Here is a 13,175-nt window from a genome sequence, read left to right as displayed (position 1 = left end):
ATCGCGTGACCCCGACCTCGGAGATCACCTCGTCGTCGGCGGTTCGTGTGCCGGACAGCGTGCAGGGGGTCCCGTCCGCCGCCGAGACCGTCCTTCGCCAGATGTTCGACGCCCACCGGGCGACGACCGCGGAGATCTCACCGGTCATCGCGACGCTGGTCGACCAGCTCGCCGCCTTCACGCTCAACGGCGGCAAACGTGTCCGACCGACGTTCGCGTGGTCGGGTTATCGCTGCGCGGGCGGTGACACCGACGGGGCGCCGGCACTCCAGGCGCTGACCGTGTGCGCCTCGCTCGAGCTGATCCAGGCCTGCGCGCTGATCCACGACGACATCATCGACCGCTCGGACACCCGCCGCGGTCGGCCCACGGTGCATCGGGCCCTGGAGGCCGCACATGTCGATCAGACGTGGACCGGTGATGCCGGCCACTACGGGGTGTCGACCGCCATACTCCTCGGCGATCTCGCGTTGAGCTGGGCCGACGATGTGGTCGCGAGCCCGAACCTGCCCGCCGGGATCCGTGATCGGGTGCAGCCGATCTGGGCCGCCATGCGCACCGAGGTCCTCGCCGGGCAGTTGCTCGACGTGGTCGGTGAGGCATCCGGTGACGAATCGGTCGAGGCCGCCTTCCGCGTCATGCGCTACAAGACCGCCGGCTACACCGTCGCCCGACCGCTGCAGTTGGGGGCGGCGCTCGCCGGTGCCGACGAGACCGTCTCCGACGAGCTCGGTGCCGTCGGTGACGGTCTGGGGATCGCATTCCAGCTGCGCGACGACCTCCTCGGCGTGTTCGGCGACCCGGCGCAGACCGGGAAACCGTCCGGCGACGACCTCGTCGCGGGCAAACGCACCGCCCTGCTCGCACTCGGACTGCAGGCCGCCGACGCCGACGACCCGGCAGCAGCCGCGGAACTCCGCGCGATGATCGGACGACCACTGACCGACGACGAACTCGACCGCGCGCGGTTCATCCTGCGCGACGTCGGAGCCGAGCGCTCCGTCGAGGATCACATCGACCGGCTCGTCGCCGAGTCGTTCGAGGCCCTCGACGCGGCCGCGGTCGACCCGTCCGCTCGTGCCGAACTCGTCACCGTCGCCACCGCCATCGCCGGACGCCAACGATGAGCCGCCGCAGCGCGAATCGCGCCGGCGTCCGTCAGGTCGCCGGCCCCACCGACCACGTCGTGGTCATCGGGGCGGGGTTGTCGGGGCTGGCCGCCGCGCTGTACCTGCGCGGCGAGGGCCACCAGGTCACCGTGATCGAGGCGCAGCGGACGCCGGGTGGTCGGGTTCGCACGGAGTCGTTGGGCGGGCATCTGTTCGACACCGGCGCGTCGGTGCTGACCATGCCGTCGTTGATCGAGGCGCCGATGTCCGCGGTCGGTATCTCCGCCGCCAGCACCCGCGCGCTGCTCGACCTGAGCCCACTGGACCCGACCTATCACCTGCGGTACGCCGACGGCACCGACTTCGCCGTCGATCGGGACACCGACGCACTCGCGTCCTCCATCGGATCGGTGTTCGGGTCGGCCCAGGAACAGGGATATCGCCGGCTGCGTACGTGGCTCGAGCACCTCTACGACGTCGAGTTCGACGACTTCATCGACCGGAACTTCGACCGTCTCACCGACTTCGTCGACAACTCCGAGATGCGCACCCGGGTCGGTCAACTCGTGCGGATGGGCGCCGTTCGTCACCTCACGCCCGCGATCGGTCGCTTCATCAGCGACACCCGGCTGCAGCGCGCGTTCACCTTTCAGGCGCTCTACGCCGGAGTGCCCCCGAGTCGCGCGCTGGCCATCTACGCGGTCATCTCGCAGATGGACATCGGTATGGGGGTCTGGTACCCCCGCGGCGGGATGGGTCGCATCGGCGCCGTGATGGCACAGGCGTTCACCGCTGCGGGCGGCACCATCCTGTACGGCCACCCCGCGCGGCGGATCGAGTTCGACCGATCCGCGCCCGGCCTGCCCCGTGCGGTCGCCGTCCAGACCGACACCTGCGAGATCAACTGCGACGCGGTCATCGTGACCACCGACACCCCGGTCACCGCCGCACTCCTCGCAGACGTGCCCGCCACGCGGTCGCGCCGCAGGACCCGACACTCCCCCAGCGCGGTGGTGACACACCTGACCGTGCCCGCCGAGGTCGGTGCCGCATGGCCGGGCGGACATCACACCATCGACTTCGGCGAGGCGTGGGAGGAGACGTTCCGGGAACTGACCGCCCGGTCCGGGCGGTTGATGAGTGATCCTTCTCTGCTGCTCAACCGCCCGGGTCTGACCGACCCGGACCACTTCATCGTCGACGGCCGCGAATCGGTGACGGTCCTCGCGCCGTGCCCCAACCTCGACAGCGCCGATCTGCCCTGGGATGCGCTCGCCCGGCCCTACGTCGCCGAGGTGCTGTCGGTCCTCGAGAGTCGGGGTTACCGCGGCATCGCCGAGACCGCGAGGATCGAGCGGATCGACCACCCCGGGGTGTGGGCGGCGTCGGGCATGTCGGCCGGCACCCCGTTCGCGGCCGCGCACACCCTGTCCCAGACCGGGCCGCTGCGCGCCACGAACCTGTGGCCGGGGGCGGCCAACGTGGTGTTCGCGGGCAGTTCGACCGTTCCCGGCGTCGGCATACCGCCGGTGTTGGTCTCCGGCCGTCTCGCGGCCGAACGCATCACCGGGTGAGTGCCGCATGAGGTGTCCGGGTGACGTCGGGCACTAGGATCGCCACCATGGAGGTCGGTGTCGAGAGCGCGGTCCCGCGCACCCGTCGCGCGAGCGTCGCGGCATTCCTCACGACCCCGGTCGGGCGGGCCGCACGCCTGGGCTTCGTCGGATCGCTGTTGGTCACCCTCGGCAGTTTCGGCGTCGGCGACATCCCCAGGGCAAACCCCTGGTTGCAGGATGCGTCGATGGCCTGGGTCACCTACGGCCACGGGAAGTCGTTGTCGGCGTTGCTGTTCTGGATCGGTGTCGCGCTGATGGTCGTGGCCTGGGTCCGTCTCGGTCGCGTCGTGCTCGCCGAGCGCACCGATGCCCCCGACACCGGGGACGCGTCGATGTCGGGCGTCGGCGAACTGCGCTGGGCCGCCGCCGCGTGGGCGGCGCCCCTGATGGTCGCGGTCCCGGTCTACAGCCGCGACGTGTACGCATACCTCGCACAGGGAGCGCTGCTGCGCGATGGACTGAACCCCTACGTCGACGGACCGGCCTCACAGCCCGGCCCGTTGCTCGACAGCATGGCGCAGGTCTGGGCGACCACCACCGCGCCGTACGGCCCGTTCTTCGTCGCCATCACCCGCGGCGTCACCGAGATCACCGGCGATCACACGATTCCCGGCGTCCTGCTGATGCGGCTGGTGATGCTGCCCGGGTGGGCGCTGGCGATCTGGGCTGTTCCGCGGCTCGCGGCGCACGTCGGACGGGACCCGCGCGTCGCCGCGTGGCTGGTCGTGTTCAACCCGATGCTCGTCATCCATCTCGTCGCCGGTCCACACGTCGAGATGCTGATGGCGGGTGTGCTGGTCGCGGGGGTGGTACTGGCGCTACGCGGACGCCACGTGAGCGGACTGCTGGTGTTGGGCGTCGCCGTGTCGATCAAGGTGACCGCGGGTGTCGCCATCCCGTTCGTCGTCTGGATCTGGTTGGCGCACATCCGGGCTCGACGTGAGGTCCGCCCCGGTGATGTCGTGCGCGTCTTCGCGGTGACCGTGGCGACGACGGTCGCGGTGTTCGGTGTCGTCACCCTGCTCATCGGCCACGGGTTCGGGTGGCTCAACGGTCTGGGGTACGCCGACCGGATCATCAACTGGCTGACCCTGCCCACCGCGATCGCGCATCTCATCACCTATGTCGTGGCACCGTTCACGGCCATCCCGCTGGCGCCGGTGCTGTCGGTGAGCAGGACCGTGGGCTCGGTGGTGTTGGCCGTGACGTTGGTGTGGACGTGGTGGCGTTTTCGAGGCGATGAACGCAGCGCTGTCGTCGGGATGGCCGTGGCCATGTTCGCGGTGCTGCTCCTCGAACCGTCCACGCTGCCCTGGTATTACAGCTGGGCACTGGTGTTCGCCGGGGCTGCCGCCATCGCCCGCCGGTGGTTCGCACTCATCGTCGGCGCGTGCGTGTTCATGCTGATCGTGTTCCAACCCGACGACTCGATCCTGCTGTACGAGCCCACCGATCTCGTGCTCGCCGCGGTTGTCGCCGCCCTGGCCGGGTGGTCGCTCTGCCGCGAGGACCCGCTGCGGCTGCGGCGTGTGCTGGGACGCGCTCGATGACGCCCGAGGTCGGCTCCGCCCTGGAGCGCGGATATCGGGCGGCGCGTGAATCCACCGCGCTACACGGCCGTACGTACTATCTCGGGACCCGACTGTTGCCTCCGGAGCGCCGGCGCGCCGTGCACGCGCTCTACGGATTCGCGCGCATGGTCGACGACGTGGTCGATGTCCCCGGCAACCCCGATCCGGTCGGCACCGTCGACGACATGGACCGGCAGCTGCTGCGCGCCCTCGAGGTCGCCGACGGGCCGCGAAAGTCGATACCGGCCGACGGCATCAACGGCGTCGACGACCAGATCCTCGCCGTGGCCGACGCGATCGTCGGATTCGACATCCCGCGGGACTACTTCTCCGCGTTCATGACGTCGATGCGGATGGATCTGCCCGGTAGTCCGTTGTTCCGCAGCCGATATCGCACCTTCGACGAACTCGACGAGTACATGTACGGCTCGGCCGCGGTCATCGGTCTGCAGATGTTGCCGATCCTGGGGACCACCGACCCCGTCGCGGCGGTCGCGCCGGCCCGCGCGCTGGGCGAGGCGTTCCAGCTGACCAACTTCATCCGCGATGTCGGCGAGGACCTCGACCGCGACCGGATCTATCTGCCCACCGACGAACTGGCATCGTTCGGGGTCGACGAGGACATGCTGCGCGAGGCTCGCCGCACCGGTGTCAGTCCCCCGGAACTCGTTCGGGCGCTGGCGCATTGCATCGCCGTCACGCGGTCACGCTACCGCGACGCCGAGCCGGGTGTGGCGCTGATCGCGCCCCGCAGCCGACCGGCCATCCGCGCCGCGTTCGACCTCTACCGCGACATCCTCGACGAAGTCGAGGCGGTCGACCATCAGATCCTGGGTCGTCGCGTGTCGGTCGGCGGCCGACGTCGCGCCCGGCGCGCGATGTCAGCGGTCATCAGGAGACGATGACCGTCATCCGGGCAGCATGGTGGGGCCTCACACTGCTCGCCGCATACCTCGCCTGGTCGGCCGTCGACTCCACGGTGTCGTCGGTCTCGCTGTCGTGCCGGAAAACCGGTGTCTACGACGACCCACCGTCGACGGTCCGGTGCGACGACTCGTTGATCTCGCTGGTCGGGGTGTGGCCGTTGCTGTCGATCACTCTGGCCGTCGTGGCACCGACGGTGTTCGCGGCGGTGCTGATGCGGCCGTGGGTGTCATGGTCGGTGGTGGTGGTCCCGTTCGTGGTGTCCGCCGTCGGCGTCACCCACTGGTCAGGACTGTGGGGGGAGCTGCTGGTCGCGATTCCCCTCGGCGTGGTCGCCCTGATCATCGCGCTCGTGCAGCAGTTCGTCCGCCGAGCCGCCTCGTCCCGGACGATGGCCGCGGCCCCGGCCTAGAAGGCGAGCGCCTGCGCGCGCCGGATCATCTCGCGCGCGGAGTGACCGTGCAGGGCGTGGGCCGGGCACTCGCCGATGTCGTCCTGTTCGGTGAACAGCCACCGCATCGCGGCGTTGCGGCTGAACCCGCCGTCGATCAGCACCGCGATCAGTCCGACGAGGTGCTTGGTGACCTCGGATCCGTCGAGGAAGGTCGCGGGCACCATCGGCACACCGGACCGGTTGACGGCGAGCAACTGGTGCTCGGCGATCATCGTGCGGATCCGCCCGGCGGACAGGTGGAGACGCTTCGACACCTCCGACACATCGAGAACGGGTTCGTCGGCGGGCAGGAAGTCATCGGACATCGGCAGGGAAACCACAGCGATGACACTACCGAGCACGGTGTGTTACGCAACGGGTCGGATCCGGTTGTCGGAGGTGGCAGGCCGCACTCGCTACCCTGACAACCATGAATGCCGTCCGCGATGTGTTGCTCGGTGCGCGCCTGGAGCGGCGCTACCGCATCGACGCGCTCATCGCCCGTGGCGGCATGTCGAGCGTGTACCTCGGCATGGACCTGCGCCTCGACCGTCCCGTCGCGGTCAAGGTGATGGACCCGCGGTACAGCGCCGACCAGGAGTTCCTGTCCCGCTTCGAGTTCGAGGCGCGGTCGGTGGCACGGCTCAAGGACCCCGGCCTGGTTCCCGTCTACGACCAGGGCGTCGACGGCGACTACGCCTTCCTCGTGATGGAACTCGTCGAGGGCGGGACGCTGCGCGAGTTGCTGCGCGAGCGCGGTCCGATGCCGCCGCATGCCGCCGCAGCGGTGGCCATCCCGGTTCTCGGCGGACTCGGTGCCGCCCACGCCCACGGCCTCGTCCACCGGGACGTGAAGCCGGAGAACGTACTGATCTCGGAGAACGGTGAGGTCAAGGTCGTCGACTTCGGTCTGGTCCGTGCGATCGCGGCCGCAGGGATCACCTCGAACAGCGTCATCCTCGGCACGGCCGCCTACCTGTCGCCCGAACAGGTCGAGTCGGCCGACGCCGACGCCCGCAGCGACATCTACTCGATGGGCATCCTGATCTTCGAGATGCTCACCGGAACAACCCCGTTCACCGGCGACACCGCGCTCGGTCTCGCCTACGTCCGACTCCACCGCGACGTGCCGCCCCCGAGCCGCCTCATCCCGGGCGTTCCCCGTGAGTTCGACGAGTTGGTCCTCACCGCGACCGCTCGCCGTCCCGACGCGCGCTACGCCGACGGTGACGACATGCTCGACGCGCTCGTCGACATCGTCGCCGACCTCGGTCTGCCCCCGTTCACCGTTCCTGCGCCGACGCGGTCGGCCGAGCGCGAGACGGTCATCGCCTACCGCAACGGCCGCGCGCCGGTCGCACCACCGCCTGCTCCCCTGCCCCCGACCCCGCGCAACGCCACCCGCATGATGGACGCCGATCCGGACCCGGTGGGACCACCGCGAACCGCGACGCGGTTCGAGCACCGCGACGACGTCCGGGACGACGACTTCCCAGAGGACGATTTCGCGGGCGACGACTTCCCAGACGAGGCGCGGCCGCGGCCGGCGCTGCTCGCCATGTCACGGGATTTCGACGAGATCCGCAGCCGCTCCCGGCGCCGGGCCCAGGTGTTCACCCTGCTCGTGTTCATCCTCGGGATCGCCCTGGCCGCAGGCGGTTGGTGGCTGGGCTCGTCCATCGCCTGACCCACCACCGCAGGTCTCGTCCACAGAGAACACCGGTCAGCCCTCATCCGGGCGACAGGTCCGGATGGATCGCCAGACGTGACGGTTGTGGACGACGACCGTCACTCAGCCGCGGAGCATCTCCGCGACGAGGAACGCCAGTTCCAGCGACTGCTGGGTGTTCAGACGGGGATCGCATGCCGTCTCGTATCGACCCGGGAGGTCGAGGTCCGAGATGTCCTGCGCGCCACCGAGACATTCGGTGACGTCCTCGCCGGTGAGCTCGATGTGGACGCCACCGGGATGCGAACCGAGTGCGCGGTGCACCTCGAAGAAGCCCTGGACCTCGTCGACGATGCGGTCAAAGTGCCGAGTCTTGAAGCCGGTGGACGCCTCATGGGTGTTGCCGTGCATCGGATCGCACTGCCAGATCACCTTGTGACCGGTCGCCTCCACCGCGGACACGATGGGCGGCAGGACATCGCGCACCTTGCCGTTGCCCATCCGGGCGACGAGTGTCAGACGGCCGTCGACCTTGTTCGGGTCCAGCTTGTGCACGTACTCGACGGCCTGCTCCGGCGTCGTGGTCGGTCCGATCTTGACCCCGATGGGGTTGTTGATCAGCTCCGCGAGGGCGATGTGCGCACCGTCGAGCTGGCGGGTCCGCTCACCGATCCACAGGAAGTGGGCCGAGAGGTCGTAGAGCACCTTCTCGCCGTCGGGATCGGCCGGGTTGTCCGCGAGCCGCAGCAGACCACGCTCGTAGTCGAGCACGAGCGCCTCGTGCGAGGCGTAGATGTTGGCCGACGACAGGTTGGAGTCGTTGACGCCGCAGGCGTCCATGAAGCGCAGTGCGCGGTCGATCTCGCCGGCGAGCGCCTCGTACCGCGCACCGGCCGGGGAGGTACGCACGAACTCGCGGTTCCAGTCGTGCACCTTGTGCAGGTCGGCCAACCCGGCGCCGGTCAGGGCGCGCACCAGGTTCATCGCCGCGCTCGCGTTGGCGTAGGCACGGACCAGTCGTGACGGGTCGTGTGCGCGGACGGCCTCGTCGGGCGGGAAGCCGTTGACCATGTCGCCGCGGTAGGACTGCAGCCCGAGCGCGTCGGTGTTCGACGACCGCGGCTTGGCGTACTGCCCCGCGATGCGCGCGACCTTGACGACCGGCATGCTCGCGCCGTAGGTCAGCACCACCGCCATCTGCAGCAGGGTGCGGATGTTGCCCTTGATGTGCGGTTCGGTGTTGTCGACGAACGTCTCGGCGCAGTCGCCGCCCTGGAGCAGGAATGCCTCCCCGCGGGCCACCTGCGCGAGCTGCTCGGACAGGTGCTCGACCTCGGCGGGCATACAGATCGGCGGGACACTCTCGAGCACGGTCCGCATCGCCCGCGCCTTGTCCTCGGGCCACGACGGCTGCTGCAGCGCGGGGCGCGCGAGGGCGTCGGCGAAGCGTCCGGCCAACTCGCCGGGCAACGGCGGCAACTCGGGGAGTTCGTCAATCGGTACGTCTACGGTCCAGTTCACCACCGCAACAGCCTAGTGCCTGCCCTGATCCCGGTCCGATTCGCGGGCGGCGCCTCACCTCGTGGCGGCCGTCATCGACTGCCATCGCACCAGGTTGTGCCGGGCGTCGACCAGCGCGTCGTGGGCGTCGGCGGGCGGCGCGGGCAGTTCCGGGCGACCGAGGGCCTCCCAGTGCTGCTTGAGTTCACGGGTGAACCGCGGGATGGGACGCGGTAGCGCCGTCATCGAGCCCCACAGCTGGCAGAGCACCACATGGTCGTACGCGCCGATCCACGCCCACAACTCGATCTCGCCATCACCGGCGGTGAGAAAGTTCAGCAGATCGTCACGTATCTGTCGCCTGGACCGCCAGGCTTTCGACGACGGCGACGGCAATTGTGGCAGGACATGAGATCTCACCCAGCCCCCAGCACGTGCGGGGTCGAACTCCGAGGACACCGCGTAGAACTCCCGACCGTCCTCGGCGACCACCCCTATCGACACCAGTTCGATGGTCTGACCGTCCTCGATGAACTCGGAATCGTAGAAGTAGCGCACACTCAGACCCTATGCGTTCAGGTGGATCGATGACCGCCCTCACCGACCGCGTCGAGAGGGCCGACGCGGGGTTGGCCGCGTGGCGTCCCTCGCGACGTCTGATGGGCCTCATCCTCGTCGCGTTCACGCTGACCGCGATCGGCCACACGATCGGTCTGCCGTTCACCCGGACGTTCCCGGCATTCGACCGGATCGACATCGACGTCTACCGCATGGGCGCGCAGGTGTGGCGCAACGGCGGTTCGCTCTACGCGTCGGGGTCGATGCCGTTCACCACCGACGGCATCTGGCTGCCGTTCACCTATCCGCCGTTCGCGGCGTTGATGTTCCTCCCGTTCAGCACGGTCCCGCTGGCGATCGCCGGTGTCGCCATCACGTTGTCGACAGTCGTCCTGACCGTGGTCATCGCGCGGCTCGTCCTGGTCCGACTCTCCGTCGGCACCCCCGACAACCGCCTCTGGATCGCGCTCGTGGTCGCCACCGGCGCGCTGTGGCTCAACCCGTTCTGGATGACCCTGGGCTATGGACAGGTCAACGTGGTGCTGATGGCGTTGGTCGCGATCGACCTGTTGCTCCTTCCCCGCGATTCACCGTGGCGCGGCGTGCTCATCGGCGTCGCAGCGGCGATCAAGTTGACCCCGATGGCGTTCGTGCTGATCCTGCTGGTCCGTGGCGAGTGGCGCGCGGCCCTGCGGGCGGTCGGCGCGTTCGTCGGGCTCGCCGCCGTCGCGACGGTGTGGGCCCCGGCCGACTCGGTCCGCTACTGGACGCACACCGTGTTCCACACCGATCGGATCGGCGATCTGTCCGGCGGGAACAACCAGAGCGTCAACGGCTTCCTCGTCCGACTCTTCGGCGGGTCGGGGCACACCGAGCACTTGCTGTGGGCGGCGGCCGTCGTGGCGCTGACGGTGCTCGCGGTCGTCGCGATCCGACGCTGCGCGCCGCTCGGCGGCGACGTCCTCCCGGTGACGGTGACGGCGGTGTGGGCGCTCCTGGTCTCGCCCACCTCGTGGGCCCATCACTGGGTGTGGTCACTACCGGCCGTGCTGGCGCTGGCGGTCGTGGCGGTGCGCTCCCCCGACCGGACGGTGCGCCGGTGCTACGGCACCCTCGCGGTGACCGGCGTGTTGGCGTTCGCGGTCGGACCGTTCCAGTTCCTGCCCCGACGCCCGGCGGTCTGGGACGCGCTCGACGCCGTGGCGGGGAACGCCTACTGCCTGTGGGGCCTGGCGGTCCTCGTCACCATCACCGTGGTGGGTCGCGACACCGTCAGGCGGCGGGCTCGGCCCGGGTCGACCCGGGTTCGACGACCGGCTCCGCGGTCCCCTCTGCAGCCTTCTTGAGGCTGGCGGCGTAGAGGTCGACGTACTTCTGGCCGCTCAGGCGCATGAGCTCGTACATGATCTCGTCGGTCACCGCTCGCTCGATGAAACGGTTTCCGTTCATGCCCTCGTAGCGGGAGAAGTCCAGCGGCTTGCCGATCCGGACGGTGATCTTCGTGGGGCGCGGGAACGTGGTCCCCGGCGGGTTGAGCTTGTCGGTGTTGATCATCGCCACCGGGATGACCGGCACGCCGGTCTCCATCGCGATCCGGGCCAGGCCCGTCTTGCCCTTGAACAACCGACCGTCGGGCGAGCGCGTGCCCTCCGGGTACATCCCCATCAGCTCGCCCGACTCGAGCTTGCGACGGGCGGATATCAGGGCGTTCTCGGCCGCATCCGCACCAGATCGGTCGATCGGGATCTGTCCCACGGCGGTGAAGAACCACTTCTGGAACCGACCCTTGAGACCGGTTCCGGTGAAGTACTCGCTCTTGGCGAGGAAGTAGATACGACGCGGACTCGCCATCGGCAGATAGAAGCTGTCGACGACGGCGAGGTGGTTGCTGGCCAGGATGGCCGGGCCGTTCTCGGGGAGGTTCTCCAGGCCCTCGACGCGGGGCCGACCGACCAGGTTCAGGATCGGGCCCAACAGAACGTACTTGAACAGCCAGTACCACATAGCCCAGCAACTCCGATCGACCCGATGTGCCAACGCATTTCTCGTGTGACTCTACCCACCGGCGGTCGGCGCGGGCACCCTGCGCAGATCACTGCGCGCAATGTCGGCCGCGCCGATCATGCCGGCCGCCTCGCCGAGCTGCGTTCCACGGATCCGCGCGAGCCGCCGGTGTCCGGATCCGGTGAGCATCGCGCCGTAGTGATCGCGCGCCTCGTCGAGGAACAGACCGCTCGACGCGCCGACGCCGCCGGCCAACACGATCAGGTCGGGATCGAAGATGTCACCGATCATGGCCAGCCCCTGACCGAGCCACCGCGCGAACTCGGCGACCGCGGCCACTCCGACCGGGTCACCGTCGCCTGCCGCCGCGGCGACGCGCCGCCCGGTCAGCGAACCGGGGTCCTCGGCGGTCTCACGCGCCAGCTGGCTCGACCGGTAGGTGCCGTCGGCGACCAGTTCGACCACGCTGTCCACGAGAGCGGTGCCGCTGCAATACCGCTCCCAACAGCCGAACTTGCCGCACGAGCACACGCGTCCACCGGGGACGACGCACAGGTGACCCAGTTCCGGCGCCACGCCGTGGCTACCGCGGTACAACTTCCCCTCGAGCAGGAGTCCGGCCCCGATGCCGGTACCGATGGCCAACACGAGGGTGTTGTGGCCGCCGCCCGCCGCCCCGAAACGGCGCTCGGCCACCGCGGCCGCGTTGGCGTCGTGTTCGAGCGAGACCGGCAGCCCGATCCGCGCACTCATCTCCGCGCCCGCCGCGACCTCACGCCAGGGCAGGTGCGGGGAGAACCGGATCACCGACCGGTCCGGCGTCAGGAATCCCGCCACCGCAAGGCCGACCGCCTCGACCGACCATCGCGAACGGAGTTCGGCGACCAGTCGGTCCAGGCACTTCTCCAGTGCCTGCGCGGTGGGCGGGGTCTGCGCCCGCACCTTGTCGAGGATCTCGCCGCGGGCGTCGACCACCGCGGCACGGATGCTCGTGCCGCCGATGTCGATCCCGATCGTGTGGGAGTTGTTCACAACTGCGGCTCGCCCATCTCCACCTCGACCGCGATGGGTTGGAATCCGGTGGCCGGGCGGGTCGGATGCCCCGGGGCCGTACGAGCGCGCGCACCCATCGCCTCGTCGAGCGCAGCCGAGATGGCCTCGAGCACCGCGATGATCGCCGCGATCAGGTTGTTGACGAACTCACCGATCTCGGTGATCACCGTGTCGACGGTCGCGCGGATGGCGGGTCCGAGGTCACCGGAGCCACCCTCACGCGGATCGCGGTCGCTGATCACGGTGGTGGCGAACTGTTCGACCCGCTCGAGGAGTCCGAGGACGAGCGTGCGCACCGGATCCGGGTCGGAGGTGGTGCCCCCGGCACTGTCGGACATCATCACTCCCCTCCCGATCGCTGTCGTCATCTCGTCGTGCCTGCTCACAGGCGTCTCGACTCCGGCGCTCGACGGCGCCCTACTCCCCGCCGACCTCGGGCTCGTGGCGGGGCCAGACCCGCGGATCGGGCTGGAATCGGATGTTCAGCATCCCATCCTCCCATCGCGCGTCCCGCACCGAGCACCGGCGCAGCACCGAGGGCAACGGGACACGGTGCCGGAAGCCGCTGAGGGTCACCAGCAGATCGTCCCCGGAACGTCCCAGTGCGAGGGTGCGCGGATCCGGCAGCGGCTGTCGCCACCGGAGGCGATACACCGCGGACAACCCCGAGCCGGAGACCAGGTCCACCTCGGCGGCGCGCGAACCCACCGGCGGGCCGGGCGCATCGGTGACGTCGAC

13 protein-coding genes and 1 pseudogene are annotated in these 13,175 nt (G+C 69.5%); 7 read left to right on the top strand and 7 right to left on the bottom strand.

Annotated elements, in window-relative coordinates:
- Nucleotides 1-5 precede the first annotated feature (5 nt).
- The 5 genes from JHC79_RS08460 to JHC79_RS08440 are packed head-to-tail and all read left to right on the top strand — an operon-like array spanning nucleotide 6 to nucleotide 5,632.
- Entirely contained in the window at nucleotides 6-1,127 is a 1,122-nt protein-coding gene (locus JHC79_RS08460; RefSeq protein ID WP_296389717.1) for a polyprenyl synthetase family protein, read from the top strand.
- A complete protein-coding gene (gene crtI, locus JHC79_RS08455; protein ID WP_296389716.1) occupies nucleotides 1,124-2,683 on the top strand; it encodes a phytoene desaturase family protein in 1,560 nt (519 codons plus the stop codon). Before JHC79_RS08460 ends, crtI begins: the two co-directional genes overlap by 4 nt.
- A 20-nt stretch (nucleotides 2,684-2,703) precedes the next feature.
- The gene (locus tag JHC79_RS08450) at nucleotides 2,704-4,275 is read left to right on the top strand and encodes an alpha-(1->6)-mannopyranosyltransferase A (protein WP_296389715.1); all 1,572 of its coding nucleotides are present in this window, start codon (nucleotides 2,704-2,706) and stop codon (nucleotides 4,273-4,275) included.
- Complete coding sequence (locus tag JHC79_RS08445; RefSeq protein ID WP_296389714.1) at nucleotides 4,272-5,201, top strand: phytoene/squalene synthase family protein; 930 nt, start codon at nucleotides 4,272-4,274, stop codon at nucleotides 5,199-5,201. Before JHC79_RS08450 ends, JHC79_RS08445 begins: the two co-directional genes overlap by 4 nt.
- Entirely contained in the window at nucleotides 5,198-5,632 is a 435-nt protein-coding gene (locus JHC79_RS08440; protein WP_296389713.1) for a hypothetical protein, read from the top strand. The genes JHC79_RS08445 and JHC79_RS08440 overlap by 4 nt, the downstream gene beginning before the upstream one ends.
- Here the strand turns inward: JHC79_RS08440 and JHC79_RS08435 are convergent.
- Nucleotides 5,629-5,994 carry an Rv2175c family DNA-binding protein gene (locus JHC79_RS08435; RefSeq protein ID WP_188490127.1) on the bottom strand — a complete coding sequence of 122 codons (366 nt, stop codon included), beginning with the start codon at nucleotides 5,992-5,994 and terminating at the stop codon, nucleotides 5,629-5,631. The genes JHC79_RS08440 and JHC79_RS08435 overlap by 4 nt on opposite strands.
- Before the next feature lie 89 nt (nucleotides 5,995-6,083).
- On the opposite strand from JHC79_RS08435, the gene JHC79_RS08430 reads away from it, so the two are divergent.
- Entirely contained in the window at nucleotides 6,084-7,340 is a 1,257-nt protein-coding gene (locus JHC79_RS08430; RefSeq protein ID WP_296389712.1) for a protein kinase, read from the top strand.
- Between the two features lie 105 nt (nucleotides 7,341-7,445).
- Here JHC79_RS08430 and JHC79_RS08425 read toward each other — a convergent pair whose 3' ends face one another.
- Nucleotides 7,446-8,846 carry a class II 3-deoxy-7-phosphoheptulonate synthase gene (locus JHC79_RS08425; protein WP_296389711.1) on the bottom strand — a complete coding sequence of 467 codons (1,401 nt, stop codon included), beginning with the start codon at nucleotides 8,844-8,846 and terminating at the stop codon, nucleotides 7,446-7,448.
- 51 nt (nucleotides 8,847-8,897) lie between these two features.
- Complete coding sequence (locus JHC79_RS08420) at nucleotides 8,898-9,380, bottom strand: polyadenylate-specific 3'-exoribonuclease AS (RefSeq protein ID WP_296389710.1); 483 nt, start codon at nucleotides 9,378-9,380, stop codon at nucleotides 8,898-8,900.
- 29 nt (nucleotides 9,381-9,409) lie between these two features.
- Between JHC79_RS08420 and JHC79_RS08415 the strand changes: the two genes are divergently transcribed.
- Nucleotides 9,410-10,726, top strand: a complete 1,317-nt coding sequence (locus JHC79_RS08415; RefSeq protein WP_296389709.1) for a glycosyltransferase 87 family protein — start codon at nucleotides 9,410-9,412, stop codon at nucleotides 10,724-10,726.
- On the opposite strand, the gene JHC79_RS08410 is transcribed toward JHC79_RS08415, so the two are convergent.
- The 4 genes and pseudogenes from JHC79_RS08410 to JHC79_RS08395 form a co-directional block, all read right to left on the bottom strand.
- Complete coding sequence (locus JHC79_RS08410; RefSeq protein ID WP_296389708.1) at nucleotides 10,653-11,384, bottom strand: lysophospholipid acyltransferase family protein; 732 nt, start codon at nucleotides 11,382-11,384, stop codon at nucleotides 10,653-10,655. The genes JHC79_RS08415 and JHC79_RS08410 overlap by 74 nt on opposite strands.
- 51 nt (nucleotides 11,385-11,435) lie before the next feature.
- Nucleotides 11,436-12,416 carry an ROK family protein gene (locus tag JHC79_RS08405; RefSeq protein WP_296389707.1) on the bottom strand — a complete coding sequence of 327 codons (981 nt, stop codon included), beginning with the start codon at nucleotides 12,414-12,416 and terminating at the stop codon, nucleotides 11,436-11,438.
- A complete protein-coding gene (locus tag JHC79_RS08400) occupies nucleotides 12,413-12,775 on the bottom strand; it encodes a hypothetical protein (protein ID WP_296389706.1) in 363 nt (120 codons plus the stop codon). Before JHC79_RS08400 ends, JHC79_RS08405 begins: the two co-directional genes overlap by 4 nt.
- A gap of 79 nt (nucleotides 12,776-12,854) precedes the next feature.
- Nucleotides 12,855-13,175: pseudogene (locus JHC79_RS08395) on the bottom strand (ArsA family ATPase); the annotation flags it as partial.

Origin of the sequence: Williamsia sp., from assembly GCF_016462415.1 — a bacterium.
Taxonomy (GTDB): Bacteria; Actinomycetota; Actinomycetes; order Mycobacteriales; family Mycobacteriaceae; genus Williamsia_A.
This window is presented reverse-complemented; position numbering and strand designations above follow the sequence as displayed.

Bases quoted from the DNA above. Each gene is read 5' to 3' on its own strand.
- JHC79_RS08440 (WP_296389713.1), top strand. From the start codon at position 5,198: ATGACCGTCATCCGGGCAGCATGGTGGGGCCTCACACTGCTCGCCGCA.
- crtI (WP_296389716.1), top strand. From the start codon at position 1,124: ATGAGCCGCCGCAGCGCGAATCGCGCCGGCGTCCGTCAGGTCGCCGGC.
- JHC79_RS08410 (WP_296389708.1), bottom strand. From the start codon at position 11,384: ATGTGGTACTGGCTGTTCAAGTACGTTCTGTTGGGCCCGATCCTGAAC.
- JHC79_RS08445 (WP_296389714.1), top strand. From the start codon at position 4,272: ATGACGCCCGAGGTCGGCTCCGCCCTGGAGCGCGGATATCGGGCGGCG.
- JHC79_RS08430 (WP_296389712.1), top strand. From the start codon at position 6,084: ATGAATGCCGTCCGCGATGTGTTGCTCGGTGCGCGCCTGGAGCGGCGC.
- JHC79_RS08415 (WP_296389709.1), top strand. From the start codon at position 9,410: ATGACCGCCCTCACCGACCGCGTCGAGAGGGCCGACGCGGGGTTGGCC.
- JHC79_RS08400 (WP_296389706.1), bottom strand. From the start codon at position 12,775: ATGTCCGACAGTGCCGGGGGCACCACCTCCGACCCGGATCCGGTGCGC.